The sequence below is a fragment of the Nocardia sp. CA-135398 genome, assembly GCF_050955845.1.
Taxonomy (GTDB): domain Bacteria; phylum Actinomycetota; class Actinomycetes; order Mycobacteriales; family Mycobacteriaceae; genus Nocardia.
In genome coordinates, this window is record NZ_CP192084.1 from 3,786,369 (window position 1) to 3,806,445 (window position 20,077).

At 65.0% G+C, this 20,077-nt stretch carries 16 protein-coding genes; 12 read left to right on the forward strand and 4 right to left on the reverse strand.

Annotation, left to right across the window (positions count from 1 at the left end; translation table 11 throughout):
* The first annotated feature begins 297 nt into the window (after window positions 1–297).
* Window positions 298–1,041, forward strand: coding sequence for a hypothetical protein (locus tag ACQP1T_RS16685; RefSeq protein WP_433761312.1), 744 nt, complete (start codon window positions 298–300; stop codon window positions 1,039–1,041).
* Between the two features lie 79 nt (window positions 1,042–1,120).
* Here the strand turns inward: ACQP1T_RS16685 and ACQP1T_RS16690 are convergent, their stop codons facing one another.
* Both ACQP1T_RS16690 and ACQP1T_RS16695 read right to left on the reverse strand, forming a co-directional pair.
* Window positions 1,121–1,891, reverse strand: coding sequence for an SDR family NAD(P)-dependent oxidoreductase (locus tag ACQP1T_RS16690; RefSeq protein ID WP_433761313.1), 771 nt, complete (start codon window positions 1,889–1,891; stop codon window positions 1,121–1,123).
* 15 nt (window positions 1,892–1,906) lie between these two features.
* Window positions 1,907–3,025 carry an acyl-CoA dehydrogenase family protein gene (locus ACQP1T_RS16695; protein WP_433761315.1) on the reverse strand — a complete coding sequence of 373 codons (1,119 nt, stop codon included), beginning with the start codon at window positions 3,023–3,025 and terminating at the stop codon, window positions 1,907–1,909.
* A gap of 131 nt (window positions 3,026–3,156) precedes the next feature.
* On the opposite strand from ACQP1T_RS16695, the gene ACQP1T_RS16700 reads away from it, so the two are divergent.
* Window positions 3,157–4,329, forward strand: coding sequence for a thiolase family protein (locus ACQP1T_RS16700; RefSeq protein ID WP_433761316.1), 1,173 nt, complete (start codon window positions 3,157–3,159; stop codon window positions 4,327–4,329).
* Between the two features lie 166 nt (window positions 4,330–4,495).
* Here the strand turns inward: ACQP1T_RS16700 and ACQP1T_RS16705 are convergent, their stop codons facing one another.
* Both ACQP1T_RS16705 and ACQP1T_RS16710 read right to left on the reverse strand, forming a co-directional pair.
* Window positions 4,496–6,091 (reverse strand): GMC oxidoreductase, encoded by a 1,596-nt coding sequence (locus ACQP1T_RS16705; RefSeq protein ID WP_433761318.1) that lies wholly within the window; start codon window positions 6,089–6,091, stop codon window positions 4,496–4,498.
* A 468-nt stretch (window positions 6,092–6,559) separates the two neighbouring features.
* Window positions 6,560–8,179 carry an MFS transporter gene (locus ACQP1T_RS16710; RefSeq protein WP_433761319.1) on the reverse strand — a complete coding sequence of 540 codons (1,620 nt, stop codon included), beginning with the start codon at window positions 8,177–8,179 and terminating at the stop codon, window positions 6,560–6,562.
* 306 nt (window positions 8,180–8,485) lie between these two features.
* Here ACQP1T_RS16710 and ACQP1T_RS16715 point away from each other — a divergent pair, with 306 nt between their 5' ends.
* From ACQP1T_RS16715 to ACQP1T_RS16760, 10 genes are all read left to right on the forward strand, one after another.
* A complete protein-coding gene (locus ACQP1T_RS16715) occupies window positions 8,486–8,998 on the forward strand; it encodes a hypothetical protein (protein WP_433761321.1) in 513 nt (170 codons plus the stop codon).
* Window positions 8,999–9,220: 222 nt separating this feature from the next.
* Complete coding sequence (locus tag ACQP1T_RS16720; RefSeq protein WP_433761322.1) at window positions 9,221–10,030, forward strand: SDR family NAD(P)-dependent oxidoreductase; 810 nt, start codon at window positions 9,221–9,223, stop codon at window positions 10,028–10,030.
* Complete coding sequence (locus tag ACQP1T_RS16725; protein ID WP_433761324.1) at window positions 10,027–10,221, forward strand: ferredoxin; 195 nt, start codon at window positions 10,027–10,029, stop codon at window positions 10,219–10,221. The genes ACQP1T_RS16720 and ACQP1T_RS16725 overlap by 4 nt, the downstream gene beginning before the upstream one ends.
* Window positions 10,222–10,230: 9 nt before the next feature.
* Window positions 10,231–11,469: a cytochrome P450 gene (locus ACQP1T_RS16730; RefSeq protein WP_433761326.1), complete on the forward strand. Its 1,239-nt coding sequence runs from the start codon at window positions 10,231–10,233 to the stop codon at window positions 11,467–11,469.
* 31 nt (window positions 11,470–11,500) lie between these two features.
* Entirely contained in the window at window positions 11,501–12,673 is a 1,173-nt protein-coding gene (locus tag ACQP1T_RS16735) for an amidohydrolase family protein (RefSeq protein ID WP_433762229.1), read from the forward strand.
* Window positions 12,670–13,905, forward strand: a complete 1,236-nt coding sequence (locus ACQP1T_RS16740) for a M24 family metallopeptidase (RefSeq protein ID WP_433761327.1) — start codon at window positions 12,670–12,672, stop codon at window positions 13,903–13,905. The genes ACQP1T_RS16735 and ACQP1T_RS16740 overlap by 4 nt, the downstream gene beginning before the upstream one ends.
* A complete protein-coding gene (locus tag ACQP1T_RS16745) occupies window positions 13,895–15,049 on the forward strand; it encodes a M24 family metallopeptidase (protein WP_433761329.1) in 1,155 nt (384 codons plus the stop codon). Before ACQP1T_RS16740 ends, ACQP1T_RS16745 begins: the two co-directional genes overlap by 11 nt.
* Window positions 15,042–15,998, forward strand: a complete 957-nt coding sequence (locus ACQP1T_RS16750; protein WP_433761331.1) for an enoyl-CoA hydratase/isomerase family protein — start codon at window positions 15,042–15,044, stop codon at window positions 15,996–15,998. The genes ACQP1T_RS16745 and ACQP1T_RS16750 overlap by 8 nt, the downstream gene beginning before the upstream one ends.
* A gap of 3 nt (window positions 15,999–16,001) precedes the next feature.
* Complete coding sequence (locus tag ACQP1T_RS16755) at window positions 16,002–18,404, forward strand: CaiB/BaiF CoA transferase family protein (protein ID WP_433761332.1); 2,403 nt, start codon at window positions 16,002–16,004, stop codon at window positions 18,402–18,404.
* Window positions 18,404–20,077, forward strand: a complete 1,674-nt coding sequence (locus tag ACQP1T_RS16760) for an FAD-binding protein (RefSeq protein ID WP_433761333.1) — start codon at window positions 18,404–18,406, stop codon at window positions 20,075–20,077. Before ACQP1T_RS16755 ends, ACQP1T_RS16760 begins: the two co-directional genes overlap by 1 nt.

Below are 20,077 nucleotides of genomic sequence, written 5' to 3' on the forward strand. Positions count from 1 at the left end.
ACGTACAAACCGAACGAGCCGCGCGCTCGGCCAGGTCCGCAGCAGCCCGCGTATCGCCTCGGCTACATCGTTGGCCCCTTGCCCCGAGCACCGTGTACTCCAGCCGGAACACCTCGGTTTCGCACGCGGCTGCCGCTGAACGGGAACAGGTGTCGAGCATGCCGGTGCCGCGGTTCGGCCGTCCCGCTCTGCGGAAGTTCGCCGCTGGTCGAATGTGCGGGTCATCACACTGGTGGAGCTTTCGTCCTCGGGACGGAATTGCTCGCGACGAGTGAACAGATCGAAGGAGATCCGTAGATGAAAAAGTCGGTCTATTTCAGATTGCAACGCTGGTCGGCGTGGAGCGGATTCCTGGTCCTCATATCGCTGATGGTCGCTTACGGAATCGGCGACTTGCTCTCGCCCATGAGTCCGACGATGACCGCGAATGAGGTTCGCGACTTCCTGGTCGAGCATCAGCACGGAATTCTGCTCTGCGCGTCCATCGCGGTGCTGACCGTGCCGTTCGAATATCCGTATGTGGTCGTGACCAGCATGCAGATGAAGCGGGTCGAAGGCGGCTGGGGCTGGCTCTCGATGGTCCAGCTGACCACCGGCGTCGTCGCGCCGACCGGTTTCTTCTACCCCTTGGCGATTCTGGCCGCGGCCGCATACCGGGCCGAAAGCCATTCCCCCGATGTCCTGTCCGCGATGACCGACATCTTCTGGCTGATGTATGTGGGCAACGCCTGCATTTTCGCCCTGCAGGTCTGGTCGATCGCGTTCGCTTCCTATCTCGACCAGCGATCCAAGCCGGTTTTCCCGCGTTGGTACGCGCACCTGAGCATGGTCCTGGGTGTTCTGTTCATCTCGGGCGCCTTCGTCTTCCTGACCAAGACCGGCCCGTTCGCGTGGAACGGAATTCTGGCCCAAGGCATTCCGGCGCTCGCCTACCTCGTCTGGAAGGTCGCCACGCCGCTGGTACTGCTGAAGGCGATCAAGGGTGAGGAAGCCGAACTCGCCGAAAAGGATGCCGTCGAGGCCGAGCCCGCGACCGCATAGTTTGTCGACGCTGCCGGTTTCGTGCGGGTTGCATGAAACCGGCAGCCCTGCTGTCAGACGGAGTGTTTCACCGGTGAGATCACTTCGGCGCGAACCGCTGGCCCGCGTCCAGCCGCAGGCACTGGCCGTTCAGCATGGGGTTGTCGATGATGGCGAGGGCGAGTTTGGCGTACTCCTGCGGACGACCGAGACGCTTGGGGAAGGCGGCGTCCTTGACCAACTGTGCCCGCGTCTCGTCCGGGATTTTGACCGTCGCACCGGTGTCGAAAAGGCTGGGGGCGATGGCGAGCACACGGATGCCGAGGGATCCGAGATCACGGGCCATGGTCAGGCACATGCCCGCGATGGCGGCCTTGGCGGCGGTGTAGGCGACCTGACCGATCTGACCTTCGAAGGCCGCGACCGAGGAGGTGTTGATGATGACGCCGCGTTCGCCGGTGTCCTCCGGATCCTCCGGTTCGTTGCCGCTCATATGCGCCGCGGCGAGCCTGCTGATATTGAAGGTCGCGACGGCATTGAGGTCGAGCACCTGACGGAAGGTCTCGAGGTCGTGTGGACCGTCCTTGCCGAGTGTGCGCTTGACCTTGCCGCCGCCCGCGGTGGTAATCGAGACATGCAGTCCGCCAAGGGACTCCACCGCATCGGCGAGTGCCTGCTCGGTCGCGGCGAAGTCGGTGATATCGACGGGATGGAAACTAGCGCCGAGCGCGGCGGCGACGTCCGCGCCTGCCGTACCGGGGCGGTCGAGCACCGCGACATCGGCGCCGCGCGCCGCGAGCAATTCGGCACTGGCCCGGCCCATGCCGGAGGCACCGCCGAATACGACGGCCTTCTTACCTTTGATTTCCATGAATTTCCTTCTCGCTCAGACAGATGCCGGAGACTGTTGCAGCAGGGTGCACAGCCGGTCGCGATGGATGGTGACGCCGCCTTGGAGGACGGCGTCGGTCTCGGCTCGGCGCAGGTAGAGATGCAGGTCGTGCTCCCAGGTGAACCCGATGCCACCGTGCAATTGCAGGGCGCGGGCCGTGACCTCCCCGGCGGCGGAGCAGGTGTAGGAGGCGGCGACGCAGGCCGAGCGCGTGGCGTCATCGGCTTCGGCGGCCATCGCCGCGTAGTAAGTTGCCGCGCGAGCGCCGTGGACGAACATCGCCATATCGGCGCAGGCGTGCTTGACGGCCTGGAAGGTGCCGATCGGCCGCCCGAACTGCACCCGGGCCTCGGTGTATTCGACAGTGAGTTCCAGCATGCGCGCCATCGCCCCGAGTGCGTCGGCGCAGCGCAGTATCGAGGCGTAATCGAGCAGCCATTGCACCTCGGTTGGGCCGACCCCGAGGTGGTGCTGGGCCCGGACGCGCACTTGCTCGAGCCGGACTTCGTAGAACGCGCGCGTCAGATCCAGCACCTTCTGACGTCGCACGGTGACTCCGGGACTGTTTCGGTCGACGAGAAATGATGTCGGAACGCCTTCATGCCGCGCGGTGACCAGCAGCCAGCGGGCACCGCCCGCATCCTGTACCGCGGTCTTGACCCCGTCCAGGACGAACCCATCCCCGTCGCTCCGGGCTTCGGTATGTATCCCGTCCAGGGTCCACGGCGCCCGCGGTTCCGCGAAAGCCCAAGTGGCCCAACCGGATCCCTCGGCGAGTGCGGGCAGCACCTCGGCCTGCAATGCGGGTGGGCCCGCGGCGGCGATCGCGGCGCCGACGATGGCAGTCGATACGAACGGTCCGCGTCCGAGCCCGCGCCCGATCTCTTCGGCGACGAGTGTCAGCTCGACCAGACCCTGACCCGCGCCGCCGTACTCCTCGGGCAGGGCAAGGCCGGGCCAGCCGAGCTCCGCGGTCAGCTGCCACAGCTCCGGGTCGACGTCTTCGTCGCGCTCCATCCAGGTGCGTAACGCCTCGATCGGCGCTCGGTCCGACAGCAGGTCGCGCGAGGCGGCGCACAACATCGTCTGCTCGTCGCTGAGCTCGAAGTTCATCAGTCACCACCCAAGGCCGAAGACATAAATGTCATTGCCAAGGTATCCTTTTTTGCATCTCTAGTCGAGATCCACCACGCATTTCGCCTCGCATCTTTCAGATGAGGCGGTAATAGAGTACAACGAATTATATGACTGATGCCGTTTTGCTCTCCGCCTGCCGTACCGCCATCGGTACCGCCCGCAAGGGCACCCTGCGCGATACCAGCGCCTTCGATCTCGCCACCGTGGTTGTCCGGGAGGCGGCGCAACGCAGCGGCCTGCCGCCCGAGCTGATCGATGATGTCGTGCTCGGCGAATCCATCGCCGGTGGCGGCGATATCGCCAGGTATGCCGCGATCGAGGCCGGACTCACGCATGTCCCCGGTTTGGCGCACAACCGGCACTGCGCCTCCGGATTGGCCAGCGTGGCGACCGCGGCCGGGAGCGTGCTGGCCGGGATGGATCGTGCGGTGATCGCCGGTGGGACACAGTCATTTTCGACGGCTCCCGTCTCGCGGCGGCGGATTCCGGGCACCGACGACTGGCAAGACCCGTGGAGTTCGCCCTCGCATGTGTCGACGCCCGAGGCCCCCAATAACGATATGGCGATGCTCGTCGGTTGGAATACCGCGCGGCTGGCGGGGGTGTCCAGGGAAGAGATGGATGCCTGGGCGCTCGGGTCGCATGAGCGGGCCATCCGGGCGATCGACGCCGGGCAGTTCCTCGATGAGATCGTCCCGGTCAAGGTCACCGATCGAGATGGCGGCGTGGCGGTCTTCGACGTAGACGAACATCCGCGCCGCGGCACCAGCATGGCGAAACTCGCGGCGCTGAAGCCGCTGCACCCGGAGATCGAGGGTTTCTCCATTACCGCCGGTAATTCCAGTGGATTGAACGACGGCGCGGCCGCCGTGGTCGTCGCCAGCTCCGAACTGGCAGCCGAACATCGGCTCGCACCACTGGCCACGGTTCGGTCGTGGGCGAGTGTCGGCGTCGATCCGGTGCGGACCGGCCTGGCGCCGATCGACGCGATCCGAAAGGCATTGGACCGGGCCGGGATCGGCATCGGCGATGTCGATCTGTTCGAGATCAACGAGGCCTTCGCATCGGTGACGGTGGCGGCCGTGCGGGAGTTGGGCCTGAATCCCGAGCGGGTCAATCCATTCGGCAGCGGTTGCAGCCTCGGGCACCCGATCGCGACCACCGGCACTCGAATGGTGGTCACCCTGGCCCACGAGTTGCACCGCCGCGGCGGCGGTACTGCGGTCGCGGCCATGTGCGCGGGCGGCGGCATGGGCTCAGCACTGGTGCTGACGCTCTGAACCCGGTCCAGGTCTTGTCGGCGCACGCGGTCATCAATTCCTGACTGGAATTGCAGCCAGCCTTCTGGAGCCCCTCGATCAGCCAGGTCCTCGCTGACCCAGCCGCTCGGTGACTTTCCCGGAAAGCGCCCACCGTCTTGGCGGGGGTGCTGACCAGCAGCGTCGATCAGATGATCGAACCGACGTCTTGCGCAACGATGTGGTCGAGTGCGCGTTCGGCGACGGCGGCGATGGTCATCGATGGGTTGCAGGCCGCGCTATTGCCGGGGATCAGGGCACCGTCGAGAACATAGAGTCCGCGCTGCTCGTGTACGCGGCCCTCCAGGTCGCATACCGGGCCCATATTCGCACCGCCGAGCGGATGCCAGGTGGAGGGGGCCGCCAGGTTCGTATCGACGAGAATGCCTGCGGGACCGGCGATCTTCTGAACCAGTGGACCGATGGTGCCGTTCTGGATGACCGCGTCCCCCTCCTTGGGCCAGCGCAGCACGGCCTCGTCCTTGCCCGAGTCGTAGACGAAGCGTCCGCGGGCATTGCTGACGCCGTAGCCGACCAGCATGGTGGTTCGCGCATCTATCCCCGCGGGCGGAATCGATGCCTGGATGACCGTGGCCGCTTTCGTGGGATCATCCCAGTTCAGGCTGCCGTAGACGACAGGTCCGCCCTGCGGGTAGCCGAGATCACTGTCCAGGCAGGTCCAGGTGTAGATGCGGTCGGCATTAGTGCCCCAACCGGTGCCGAGGCCGTCCGGCAGATCCGGGATACTTCCCTTCGCTTTCGCTCGCACAAGCAGTTTGGTTGTATTGAGGCTTCCGGCGGCCATGACCAGCGTGCCCGCGGTGAGGATCTTGTTCTCCAGCACCGTGCCTGCGGAGTCGGTCCGGTCGACGTAGACGGTCCACCGTCCGTCCTTGGCCCGTTCGACATCTTTGACGTGGTGCAGTATTTCGACCTGCACCCGACCGGTGGCCTCCGCCGCGGCGATATAGGTGACGTCGACGGAGTGTTTTCCGCCGTTGTTGACGCCGAGCGCACCGTCGCCGTTGGTGTAGGACGGCTTCATCTCGCCACGGAGTTCGGCGAGCGCGTAATTCCAGTCGATCGGCATCGGAATCTTCGACACCGGCAAACCGGCCTTGCGTACGTGCTGTTCGAAGACCCGGACCGCCTGATAGTTCGGACTGGCGATCAGTTCGTCAGGGGCGACCGCGAGCTGCAACATCTGTGCGACGCGCGGATAGTGCACCCGGTTCATCGTCGGCCAATCCAGGCCATCCGGGAACTGCGTGGCGAATGCCGCCTGCGAGGGTTGCAGCGACATGCCTTGGTACACAAGCGATCCGCCGCCGACACCGGCGGCGCACAGCGCTGTCATATTGTCGCCCGATACCGTCTCGAGCAGTCCGGCATAGGGCTCGAACGCCACCGGCTTGCCGAACAACTCCGGCGCGGACTCGTACCAGAGAATGCGCTTGTCCGGAGAGGTGGCATGCGGGAACGTCTCCGCGTTCGGACCTGTCGGCCAGCGCAATCCGCGCTCCAACATCAACACCGGAACTCCGGCCTGGGCTAGCCGCAGCGCGGTGACGCCGCCGCCGAATCCGGTGCCGATCACGATGACCCGATGGTCTTCGCGAACGAGCGGGACCGTCCTCATCTTTGGCGCGAAGCCGCTGCTACCGGCGGCAATTCCGGTACCCGCCAAGGCGATTGCGGCACCGGCGGTGCCACCGAGAAACGACCGGCGCGTGAATGCGGACATAGATTGATCGACCTCCAAACCGCGGGGATCGGATCCCGCGGGGATGTTGAGAGCAAGGAATACCGATCCGCGCGACAGTGGATTTCGCGCGCGGATTTCGGCGGATCTCCCGCAGCGAATTCCGCGGGATGTGGAGGGGGAAGGAATACCGGCCCACGGCAGTGGATTTCGCGGACTGGTTTCGGGGAACTCCCGCGGCGATCCTGCGGGACTTCAGCGCACCGAATAACAGCACGCGCGGTATTGGATTCCGCGGGCGGGGCTCGAGGAACTTCTGCGGCGATCCTGCGGGACTTCGGCGCGAGGAATCACGTCCCGTGGCAGTGCATTTCGCGCGGGGGTCGAGGGACCTCCCGCGGATGTCGGGGGGTGCAGGGTTGACGACATCCGCGGGAGGTCAGGCCCGCCGACATGACGTGGGCACGATGGGTGACGGCCGTCGGCGGGGGATTGTGTTGCGGAAGTGGCTTATTCGGGGTGGTCGGCGCCGCCACGCGCCGCTGCTCGGCCGTGCCGCAGGATCACGGCTAGGACCAGTGCGATCACAGCGGTGCCCAGTGCGAGCCAGAAGGTCTGGGTGTAGCCGCTGTCGGCGAACACCTGCGGTATCGGCTGGACGGCGTGGTTGCCCATGACGTCGATGTTCGCCTTGATCGGGTTGTTGTTGAGCAAGGCGGTGACCACGGCGAGGGAGACCGCCGTGCCGAGGTTGATGGTGACACCGAGCATGCCGGTACTGATGCCTTGCTGTTCCTGCGGTACCGCGTCGACGACGAGATTGGCCACGGCGGCGTAGAAGAAGCCGAACCCGATCCCGGACAGCGCGTAGAACACCGAATAGGTGGCCCAGCTGTAGTCGACCAGAATGTAGCCCAGGCCCGCGACCACGTTGACGGCGAAGCCCGCGATCGCCGGTATGCGGGCGCCGTATCGGTGCGCCAGCCACCCGCCGACGGGACCGGCGATGACGGCGACGAGCCCGGCCCAGAGTCCGACGTGCAGCGCGTACTGCAGCATGGTGAAGCCGTTGCCGTAGCTGTAGCTGGGATCGAGGACCACCTTCACCATGTCGACCGGCAGGGTGGCTCCGGTCATCTCATGGGCTTTGGCCACGACACCCTGGGCGACCTGGTCACGCAGCCCGTCGGCATTCGGGGTCTGGGTCATATACGCCAGCGTCAACGGCTGTATCGCGATGATGCCGACACCGAAGAAGGACATCAGCAACACCATGCTGACCTTGGGGTTCAACAGCAGTCGCATGTCGATTATCGGGCGGCTCACTCGGGTCTCCACCACGAAGAACAGAGCCAGTAGCACGAGTCCGCCGACCAGCCAGGCGATGCTGGTCGCTCGGCCCCAGCCCCAGCTCTGACCATTGTCCAGGTAGAGCAGAACCAGCAGGGTGCCGACGGACAGCAGCACCGCGCCGATGGGATCGATCCGATCGCGAACCCGCAGCTTCGATTCCGGAACCACGAGCACGACGAGCAGCGTCATTACCGCGGTGAAACCGCCCAGGCTCCAGAACAACGACCGCCAGGAGAAGTGGTCGAGCATGGCACCGCCGATTACCGGCGCTATCGCGGCGGCAATACCGATCCCGGCGCCGACGAAGCCGAGCGCGGTCGCCACGAACCGTCGCGGCATCAGATCCCGGATCAGGCCGAAGGCAATGAACTGGCTGGCAACGGCGAACGCCTGCAGACCACGCCCGATCAGGAACAACGTCCAGTTGCTTGTGACCGCGTCGATCAACGAGCCGACGACGAACAGCACGCCGCATGCCACGAAAAGCAGCTTCTTGCCCCAGATGTCGCTCATCTTGCCGAGCAGCGGTGTCGCGGAGGCACCGACCAGGCCGATCAAGATGACCACCCAGTTGATGTTGGCCCCGACGTCGGGGAAGGTGGCGCTCATCTCGTGTAGTGCCGGGGTGATCATCGTGTACTGCACGGGGACGACCTCGGTCATCAGCACGATGAGCGCGAGTACCGCGTAGATGCGAAGTCGCGAAGCGTTCTCCAGCCTGCCGGTGTCGACGGAGAGTTCGACTTCATCCGGTGGCGGAGTGGTGGTAGCGGACATAGAGCGCTCCAGGGGGAGAAACGATGAGATGGGAGTCACATGAGGTGCTCTTGGCGGCGGACGATATGAGGTCGCGTGCGTGGTCCGCGTGTTCGTCCTACTCACCGGAAACTCGGGCATATCCGTGGGTCGACCTTCGGTGATGCGGTCGTGACCGGGGTACGGCGATAGTGGTTGTGGCACTCGGCGCTGTCGCACCGATGAGCTACGAGCATCCTTTGCCCGCTGAGCGGAACAACGGATATGCGATGGGTCATCGAGGGCTTTCATGTGTCTTCCAACACACCCCCTCCACAAGGACGCACCATGACTCATCTGTTCGTTCGTCGGGTACTGGCCACCGCCGGGGCCATGGCAGTGGTCTCGGCGACCGTCATCGGTTGTTCCAGCTCGAACGACGACTCCGCCAGCTCCACCACGACGGCGACCAGCGCCGCGGCCGCGCAGGCCACTTCCGCGCGGGCCGATTCGAACGACCCGGCGGTCAAGGAAATCACCGACGCCTTCGTCGCATTCTTCGACGGCAAGACCCCAGCCGACACGAAAGCCGATCTCGTGGAGAACGGTTCGACATTCGCGCCGACACTCGCGGCGCAGGCGAGCAGTCCGATGGCCGCCGGTTCCACGGCAACGGTGTCCAATGTGAAACTCGACGACAGCACGCATGCCTCGGTCACCTACACCGTCCTGATCAACGGCAATCCAGCCCTGCCGAATCAGGCGGGCAAGGCCATCACTGTCGACGGCAAGTGGAAGGTGGCCGCGGCGACGTACTGCGGGCTGCTGAAGTTACAGGGCGGCGCTCCGGCCAGCTGCTGATCGCCGCGATACGGGTCGGTAACTCGGCTTTCTACTGAGTGAGACGCCCGACACACGAATTCGTGCGGTCAATAGCATCGGCCCTGAGCGCAGCGCCTGGTGAAACTCGACCAGTCTGCATGGGATCCGTTGTTGTCCAAGATTTTTCGTATTACACGCCGAGTATCGGGCGACAGCGGGTCGCCGATGCTCATTCGGCCGTCGATGAAAGGCATACACGCTGTGGTGAATGAATTAGCTGACAAAGTCGCCATCGTTACCGGCGGCGCGGCTGGAATCGGTGCGGCCATTGTCGAGCTGTTCGCGATCGAAGGCGCCCGAGTCGTCATCGCCGACCGGGACCCCGATCGCGGTGACCAGCTGGCCGAACGCCTCGGCGCGGACGTCATGTTCACCAAGACCGACGTCGCCGATCCCGAGCAGGTCACCCAGCTGGTCGCCACCGCCGTCGAGCGATTCGGCGGCCTCCACATCATGGTCAACAACGCGGGCATTTCCGGTGCGATGCACGCCGGATTCCTCGACGACGACCTCGCCGATTTCCATCAGGTGCTCGGTGTCAACCTGCTCGGTGTGATGGCGGGAACGCGGGAAGCGGCACGCCATATGGCCGCCAACGGCGGCGGCTCGATCATCAATGTTTCCTCGATCGGCGGAATTCAGGCCGGTGCCAGCGTGATGTCGTATCGCGCATCCAAAGCGGCGGTAATACATTTCACCAAATCAGCCGCAATGGAATTCGCCGCCGCCGATATCCGAATCAATTGCATCGCCCCCGGAAACATTCCGACCTCCCTGCTCGCCTCGGCCGTCGCGAACATGAGTGCGGAGGAAGCCGAAAGGTTTGTCGGCGCGGCTCGCGAGATCATGCGGAACAACAAACCGCTGCGGCGCGACGGCGAAGCTCGCGATGTCGCCGAAGCCGCATTGTATTTCGGCAGCGACCGGTCGGCGTATGTGACGGGCACGATCCTGCCGGTCGACGGCGGCACCGTCGCGGGCATGAAGAGCCAAGTCAGGGACCTTCGATGAAAGTGATTGTCGAACAAGACAAATGCCTCGCCAACGGTCAGTGCGCGCTGTACGCGGGCGACGTATTCGACCAACGCGATGAGGACGGCGTTGTCGTACTGCTGAACGAACATCCTGGGCCAGATCGGGCCGACGACGTCCATCAGGCCGCTGCCGCCTGCCCCGCGCGTGCCATCCACATAGAGGAATGACGGAGACCCATGTCCGAAACACCGATCGGAACCGCGACCGACGCCGCCGTGCCCCAGTATCCGATGGAGCGGTCGATGCGCTGTCCCTTCGCGCCGCCGCCTCAGCTGCTGGATATGGCCGCTGCGAAACCGCTCAGCAGAGTGCGGATCTGGGACGGCAGCGAGCCATGGGTAGTCACCGGATACACCGAAGCGCGGTCGCTTTTCTACGACCCGCGGGTCAGCGTCGACGACCGCCGCCCCGGATTTCCGCACTGGAACGAAGGCATGAAGGCGATGTCGCACTCGCGTCCGGCGTCGGTGTTCAACCGGGACCTCGAGGAACACGCCCGGTACCGGCGCATGCTGACGAAACCGTTCGCGCTCAAGCGCGTCGAGGCATTGCGGCCGGTGATCCAGAAGATCACCGATGAGCACATCGACGCCATGCTCGCCGGGCCCCGTCCCGCCGATCTCGTCTCGGCGCTGGCGCTGCCGATGCCCTCGCTGGTCATCAGTGAGCTGCTCGGCGTCCCCTACGCCGACCACGAATTCTTCCAGCGCCACAGCGATGTCGGACTGGGCCGGTACACCACCGCGGAGGAGTCGCAGCAGAATGTCCTCGGCTTGCTCAACTATCTGGCGGAGCTGACCGAGGTCAAGGCCGAGAATCCCGCCGAGGACGCGGTTTCGGATCTAGCCGAGCGGGTCAAGGCCGGTGAGATCGACAAATGGGAAGCCGCGATGCAGGGCGTCGGCCTGCTGGTCGCGGGGCACGAAACCACCTCGAACATGATCGGCCTCGGCGTGCTGGCCCTGTTGGAGCATCCCGAACAGCTGGCGGTCATCCGCGACACCGACGATCCGAAGGTACTCGCCAACGCCATCGAGGAACTGCTGCGGTATCTCAGCATCATCCACACCGGGCAGCGGCGAGTTGCCATGGAGGACATCGAAATCGGTGGCGAGGTGATCCGCGCCGACGAGGGCATCATCATCGATCTGGCCCCGGCGAACTGGGATCCGAATACCTTCCCGGAGCCGGACCGGCTGGATGTCGACCGGGCGAATGCCAATCAGAACATGGCATTCGGACACGGCCGCCATCAGTGCGTCGGCCAGCAGCTCGCCCGCGCCGAGCTGCAGATCGTCTTCCAGACGCTGTTCCGGCGCATTCCGACGCTGCGGCTGGCGACGACCATCGATCAGATCGACTTCAAGCACGACCGGCTGGCCTTCGGGGTCTATGAGCTGCCGGTCGAGTGGTGACCAATTCCAACAAGATGCATGGAGGCAAGTAATGTCAAGCCCGACGAAGAACATCTCGTTATACCCACCCGAGGGCTACGGCGCGCCGAAGAACCGGCAGGGGCACGCCACCGGTGACGTGGGTCTGCCCGCGGGGACGGAGGTGTTCTCAGCCGATAATCACATCTCTCTCTCGGACGATATTTTCTTCCAGTATCTTCCCGAGGAGCTGAAGGCTCAGGCGCCGCGGATCTGGTACGAGGAAGGTGCCTATCAGGTCGGCGCAGCCGGACATTCGTTCCTGCCGCCCGAATTCAGTGCCGTCCTGATGCAGTACGACGACCTCGTCGGTGCGGCCAGCGGCAACCTCGAGGCGCGTATTCAGCAGCTTGCCGAAGACGGCGTTTACAAGGAACTGGCGTTTCCGAACGCCGTCTTGGCGCTGTTCTTCCATTCCGATAAGGAAATGCGCGAGCGCTTGTTCCGGATCTACAACCAGTACATGGCGGGTCTGCAGGAGCGCTCCAAGGGGCGGTTCTACGCCGCGGGGCTGATCAACTGGTGGGATCCGGCCGGTACACGCCGGACGCTGGAAGAGCTGAAGTCGTTGGGGCTCAAGACGTTCCTGCTGCCGCTCAACCCGGGTACGGACGCCGACGGCAACCAGATCGACTACGCGAGTACGGCGATGGACCCGGTGTGGGACGAGATCGAAGCGTCGGGCGTGCCCATTTCCCATCACATCGGGGAGACCGGGCTCAAGGCTCCCTGCGAGTTCAACACCCTCGTGGTCGGGATGATGGTCAATGTCGACTCGTTCCGAGAGATGTTTGCCAGGTACATCTTCTCCGGAATTCTCGACCGGCATCCGAAACTTCGGATCGGCTGGTTCGAGGGCGGGATCTCCTGGGTTCCGTCGGCACTGCAGGACGGCGAACATCTGTACGCGTCCTACCTGCACATGTGCGAGCCGAAACTGAAGCACGACGTCCGCTACTACTGGAACAAGCACATGAGTGCCGCGTTCATGGTGGATCCGCTCGGCTTGCAGCTGATCGACCAGATCGGCGTTGACAACGTGATGTGGTCCACCGACTACCCCCACAACGAAAGCACTTTCGGCTATTCGGAGAAGTCGCTGCAGCTGGTAATCGACGCGGTCGGCCCGGAAAAAGCAGCCCAAATCGTCAGCGGCAACATCAAGAAATTCCTGGGTATCGAATGACTAATTCCCCGACAGCGGTAGGGACGTCGGTCCGGATTCCGGACGAACCGGATCGCGCCCGCATGCGGCGCGAAACCGGAGCCCGGTTGCGGGCCGCGATGGCGGAGCAGGGCGTTGATGCGCTGGTGCTGCTCGAAGATCAATCCGTCATGTATGCGACCGGGGCGAGCTGGCCGCTCGGCGACGCGGGTCTGTCGCATATCGAGTGCCCGGTCGCGGTGGTCCTGGTAGACGACGAGTGGCCGCATCTGTTCCTGCCCTTCCGTGAGGGCGCGGCCACCGAAACCGAGCTGCCCGCGGACTATGTGCACGGCCCCGTCTATCTCGAATTCGACGAGGGCGTAACGGATTTCGCGCGGATCCTGGCCGAGCTCGTCCCCAGCGGGGCGCGGATGGCCGTGGATCAATCCACCGGAGCGATGCGGCGCGCGGAGCAGAAAATCTTCCCGTCCGGTCCGCCGACCGATGCCGCCCTGGTGCTCAGCGCGGCCAAATTGGTCAAGACCCAGGACGAGCTGGCCTGCATTCGTACGGCGTGCCGGATCACCGACACCGCGATGGTCGATGTCCAGGCGGCACTGGCACCCGGCATTCGGCAGATCGACCTCTCGGCGGCCTTCGTGCGGCGGGCGTTCGAGCTCGGCGCCACCGCCAATATCCTCGATCCCATCTGGCAGGTCATGCCGGAAAGCAAGCAAGCAGGCGTATGGACCGTGCACGACGATCTGGCGCTGCCCTTGTTGACGACCGAGCGGGAGTTGGCGCGCGGCGATGTGCTGTGGACCGACGTGAGTATCAGCTACGGCGGCTACTGCTCCGACTTCGGCCGGACCTGGGTGGTCGGCCAGGACCCCACGCCGAGGCAGCAGGCGCAATTCACCCGGTGGCGCGAGATTCTGGACGCGGTGCTCGCGGTGACCCGCGCCGGCGCCTCGCTGAATGAACTGGCCAGGGCGGCCATCGACGCGAATGGCGGCGAAAAGCCCTGGCTGCCGCACTTCTATCTGGGGCACGGTATCGGCGTCGGCCCCGCCGAGATGCCCATGATCGGTACCGATCTGGGCGAAGACTTCGACAAGAACTTCGTCCTCGCACCGGGCACCGTACTGGTTCTGGAACCGGTGGTATGGGAAGACGGCACCGGGGGCTACCGCAGCGAGGAGATCATCGTGATCACCGAGGAAGGCTTCATTCCGTTGACCGACTATACCTACGCCCCCTATGGCAACTGAAATCCTGGCCGACGAACGCGCGCTCCGTCTCGGGCGACGGGCGCGCGTGCTGGCCCAGATGGAAGCCCACGACCTCGACCTGCTCGTACTGGGCAGGCAGGCCAATATTCGCTATGTCACGGGTACACCGCAGCTGTGGACCGCCGGGACCAGGCCGTTCGGCCCCGGATGCATCCTGGTCCGGGAAACCGGCGACATTCACCTGTTGAGCACCTGGGATGAAGGCGTTCCCGAGGACATTCCGCACGAAAACCTCTACGGGATCATGTGGAATCCGCTCAACCTCGTGGGGGTGCTGCGCCAGATCGGCGGTGCCGCCACCGCCAAGCGGGTGGGTACCGATGCCCTGTCCCCGCTGTTCTCCCAGTTCCTGCCGATGGCATTTCCACAGGCGGAGCTGGTCGACGGTGAACAGGCCATGCGGGCCGCCCGGCGGATCAAGACTGCCGAAGAAATTGTGGTGCTGCGGGATTCGATCCGCATCGCGGAAGCGGGCCTGGCGGCGGCGGTCGCCGAACTGCGGCCCGGGGTCACCGAGAAGACCCTGACCGGGGTCATGTTGCAGGCGATGGCGGCCGGGGGCATGAGTACCCCGGCGACCCAGGACGCCGCCTGGGTGACCGCACCGGATCACCCGTGGCGGCGCGCGTCCGGTGACCGGCGCGCGCAGGCCGGTGACCTGGTGGCCTTCTCCGCGGGTGTCATCGGCAACGGCTACATCGCCCAGATCGGCCGGACGTGGCCGACCTGGGCCCCGAAAGACGGCACAACCGCCCTCTACGAGCGGTGGGATCAGCTGTGGTCCCGCCTGCTCGCCGCCTGCCGACCGGGTCGGCTCGCCACCGAATTCCTCAGCGCCTATGAGGCTGCGGGCGAACCGCTCCCGCCACTGCCGGTGGCGCATGCGCTGGGTCTGGGATTCGACGCGCCCGTGGTGTCGCCCCGACTTCCGGCCACCGCCGCCGCGGAGCACCTGGAACCCGGGATGGTGCTCGCCGTCACCGGCTATGTCTGGGAGCAGGGCATCGGTGCCGTCTTCGGACGGGAGATGGTGCTCATCACCGCCGACGGTCCCGAGGTGCTGACCTCCGGTCCGTCGTGGAACAGCAACGCGGGCATCGCGATCGGAGCGGCGGATGAGTGAACCCGCGCTTTCCGCCGAGGAAATCATCCTCTACGAGAAGGATCCCAAGACGAAGATCGCGACGATCACGTTCAATCGGCCCGACCACCTCAATGCGCCGACCATCGCCGCTCGGGTGCGCTATGCCGACCTGTTGCACCGCGCCAGTGTCGACGACGACGTCAAGGTGCTCGTGATCCGTGGCGAGGGCGATGATCTCGGCACCGGTGCCGACCTGCCGGAGTTCATGGCGGCGCACACCAGCCCCGATCAGGGGCCCAAGCTCGCCGAATTCCGCATCGGCGCAGACGAAGTCACCTATCCGCCCCAGGGTTCGTTCCGGCACGGCGCGACGCTCAGCTCGTGGTATGCCAACTCGCACTCCGGCATTCGCAGCCTCCAGGATTTCAAGAAGATCAGCATCCTGGAGGTGAAGGGCTACTGCTACGGGTGGCACTTCTACCAAGCGGCCGACGCGGATCTGGTGATTTCCTCCGACGATGCGCTGTTCGGCCATCCGGCCTTCCGCTACGTCGGGTGGGCGCCGCGCATGTGGTGGTGGGCGCAGACCATGGGCCTGCGCAAATTCCAGGAAATGGTGTTCACCGGTCGGGCGTTCACCGCCGCCGAAATGTACCAGTGCAACTTCCTCAACAGCGTCGTCCCGCGCGATCAGCTGGAAGCGGAAGTGGACAAGTACGCACAGGCCTGTGCCAGCAACCGGCCCACGGACACCGTGTTCATGCAGAAGTCCTTCTTCGAGTTCATGAAGCAGTACCAGGGCGAGTACCTGGGCAGCATGATCAGCGGACTTTTCGAAACCGTCGGCGGCTTCGCGGCGCCCGACACCGACGACATGATGTTCGACCAGGCCATGAATCGCGGAATCAATAACGCGGTCAAGGACAACGACAGCAAATTCCCGCCGGAATGGCGGCTGAGCAAGCGCGCTCGGGAGCGGAAGGACTAGCTCGTGGAACCGCTCGAAGGTTATGTGGTCGTCGATTTCTCCAGTGGAATCGCGGGCGCCTACTGTACGAAACTGCTGGCCGATGCTGGTGCCAAAGTCGTGAAAGTCGAAGCGCCCGAAGGCGATCGGCTGCGGGCATGGTCGGCGTCGCATACCGAAATCCCGTCCGGTGCCGACGGCGCGCTGTTCGGTTTCCTCGCGTGCTCCAAGCACAGCGTCGTCGCCGATCCGGATGAGATCGACTTTGTGGACCGGCTGTTGGCGGGGGCGGACACGGTGGTCTGGAGTCGCGGATCGCGGGTCGCCGAACACCCGTCGTTCACTCCGGAAGCCATCCATGACCGCCATCCCCATCTGACGGTCACCTCGATCACCCCGTTCGGTCTGCACGGTCCCTGGCAGGACCGCCCCGCGACCGAGTTCACGCTGCAGGCGTGGTCGGGCGGGGTCATCGGGCTCGGTCGCGGCGCGCCCGACCGTGCTCCGGTCCACGTCGGAGGTCGAGTCGGCGAATGGGTTGCCGGGGCATATGCCGCCGCGGGCACCTTGGCATCGCGAGCGCGCACGCTTGGCACCGGTGTCGGCGAGCTGGTCGACTTGTCCATGCTCGAGACCCAAATCCTCAGTCTCACTTACTATTCCGTCGCCTTTTACGAGGCGCTCGGCCGTCTGATGCGTCCCGGACGAGGGCTCATGGTGCCCGGTGTGGCCAGCGCCCGGGACGGAATGGTTGCCGTCGGATGCGGGACCGCGCAGCAGTGGTTCGACCTGTGCGCGATGATCGGCCATCCGGAGTGGATCGACGAGAGCGCGCCGTTCTCGATCAGCGGGCGGGCAGGTGACCTGGCGAGTGAGATCGCCCCATGGTTCGCCGAGCACACTGTCGAGGAAATCCGGGAACTGGCAACGGCATTCAGAATTCCGAATTCGCTGGTAGCCAATGGCGAGAACATCGCGGAGATGGAGCAGTACCGGGCGCGTGGGTCATTCGTGGCCAACCCCCGCGACGGTTACACCCAACCCGGCCCGCCGTACCGTCTGGGGTCCGAGCAGCCGCCCGCACTCCGGCCCGCCCCGCGCCTCGACGAGCACGGCGAACAATATCGCGCCGCACCCCCGGCGCCTCGGCAGGCAGCCTCCGACACCGCGAAAGGATTGCCGTTCACGGGCCTTCGCGTGCTGGATATGACCGCATTCTGGGCCGGGCCGTCCTGCACACACTTGCTCGCCATGCTCGGTGCCGAAGTGATTCACATCGAGTCGACCACCCGGCCCGACGGAGCCCGGCTCATCGCCGGTATCCCACTGAACGTGGACCAATGGTGGGAACGCTCACCGATCTTCTCGAGCCTGAACACCAACAAGAAGAGCGTGACGCTGGATTTCCGCAGCGAGCGCGGAGTCGAGGTGTTGCACCGGCTGATCCAGAGCTGCGATGTGATCGTCGAGAACTACACACCGCGGGTGCTCGAGCAGATAGGGCTCGACTACGAGAAGGTCCGCGCGTTGCGCCCCGACGCGATCATGGTGCGGATGCCGGGATTCGGCCTCGACGGGCCGTGGCGGGACAATCCGGCCTTCGCCTACATCATCGAGGATGCGTCCGGACTCACCTGGTTGACCGGCCATCCCGACCAGAACCCGGTCGAGCCGTACTCGATCGGCGATCCGAATGCCGGTCTGCACGCCCTCAACGCACTGCTGCTCGCACTGGAGCATCGGCGACGTACCGGCGATGGCATGCTCGTCGAGGCCGCGATGGCGGATGCAGCGATGAATGTCGCCGCCGAACAGGTGATCGAGCATTCCGCATACGGGCAACTGCTTATGCGCGACGGTAATCGGGGTCCGGCGGCGGCGCCGCAGAACCTGTATCGGACCGCCGATATCGACGAATACGGCGGCAACGACTCCTGGGTCGCGGTCGCGGTGGCCACCGATGAGCAATGGTCGGCGCTGTGCGATGCGCTCGGTCGGCCGGACTGGGCGATGGAGCTCGAGCTATCCACCGCCAGCGGGCGTCGCGAGCAGCACGATCTCATCGACAAGAATCTCGCCGTGTGGTGCGGGCAGCGCAGTGCCGGTGAGATCGTCCAAATCCTGTGGGACGCCGGAGTTCCGGTGGGCAAAGTGATGCAGCCGCATCGTGTCGCCGAACTGCCGCAGCTCGAGTCGCGTGGCTTCTACGAGTACGTCGAGCATCCGGTGAATCCGACGGTGCGGCACAGCACGGTGCCGTTCACGCTGTCGGACGGTCCCGAACGGTGGCATACGCGTCACGCGCCGTTATTGGGGGAACACAACCAGGAGGTGTTGGCGGGACTCGGACTCAGTGCGGCCGAGATCGCCGCATTGGAAAACGACGGTGTCATCGGGCAGGCGCCCGCAATGGGCAGGGGCAAGTGATGAGCGGCTGGGACCATACGACCGACTTCCTGGTCGTCGGCAGCGGCGCCGGGGTTGTGGGCGCGCTGCGCGCCCATGCCCTCGGCAAAGATGTTCTCGTCGTGGAGAAATCCGACCTGCTCGGCGGATCGACCTGCATGTCGGGCGGTGTGATGTGGCTGCCCAACAATCCACTCATGCAGCGCGAGGGTGTGTCGGACTCGCTCGACACCGCCCTGGCCTATTTCGACTCCGTCGTCGGTGACGCGGGCCCGGCATCGTCTCCGGCCCGGAGACTGTCCTACATCAATTCCGGGATCGAAATGGTCGGGTTCCTCGAATCCGAGGGCCTGAAGTTTCGGCGCTGCGAGGGTTACAGCGACTACTACGCTGGAGTCCGGGGTATTGAAGGGGGATCCGCCCGGGGCAGATCGATCGAACCGGAGATCTTCGACAAGAAGAAGCTCGGGGCGTGGTGCGACCGGATCCGGCCCGGCTTCGCCGGTGGCATGGTGATATACACCGCAGAGGCGGCGCCGATGTCACTGATGCGCACGCGAATCGGCATGGCCACCATGGCCAGGGTCGGGCGGCGCACTGTCGGCGGCCGCATTCGTGGACGGAAATTGGCGGCCAATGGCGCGGCATTGATCGCCCGGTTGGTCGACGCGCTGCTGCGGCGCGAGGTGCCGATCTGGACCGAGTCCGCGCTCACGGATCTCCTCGTTGAGGACTGTCGGGTCGTCGGTGCCGTCATCCATCGCGACGGCCGGGATGTGCGCGTGCGTGCCAGGGATGGAATCCTACTCGCCGCAGGCGGTTTTGCCCGCAATGAGGCGATGCGCAAGGAGCATTCGGACGGGCTGCCTGTCGGCTCCGACTGGACCTCGGCCAACCCGGGCGACACAGGGGAGGCCATCCGGATCGCGGAGGGTCTCGGAGCCGCGACCGACATGCTGGACGAGGCGTGGTGGATGCCATCGTGGATCATGCCCGACGGCACCCCCGGCATGTGTCTGTCCGAACGCTGCAAGCCGGGCTCGATCATCGTCGATGCGAAGGGCCTTCGATATTTCAACGAGGCGTGCTCGTATCAGGAGGCCGGTCAGCAGATGTACGCGCGGCACCGCGAGGGCGGCGCGGCGATTCCGTCCTGGCTCATCATTGATTCGCGCCACCGGTCGCGCTATCCGTTCGGGATGGCACCTGCGGGCTGGACGCCTAAGCAGTTGATCACCGGTGGTGTGCTGAAGCGCGGTGACACCCTGGAAGATCTTGCGCGCCAATGCGATCTCCCCGCAGATACGCTCCGGGAGACGATCGAGCGGTTCAATCTGTTCGCCGAAAACGGCGTCGATGCGGACTTTCATCGCGGCGAGGGCGATCATGAGCGGTTCTACGGTGACCGCACTCACCAGCCGAATCCGAGCCTGGGACCGATCGAGAAGGGGCCGTTCTACGCGGCCGCGCTGTACCCCGGAGATATCGGTACCAGCGGTGGACTGCTCTGTGACGAGTTCTCCCGGGTGTTGAACGCCGATGGGGAGCCGATCAGCGGTTTGTATGCGACCGGCAACTGCACTGCCTCCGTTATGGGACGCAAGTATCTCGGTGCGGGAGCGAGTATCGCTGCCTCGGCGGTGTTCGGGTACGTGGCGGCGAATCACGCCTCCTCGGATCGCGAGGTGAACTAG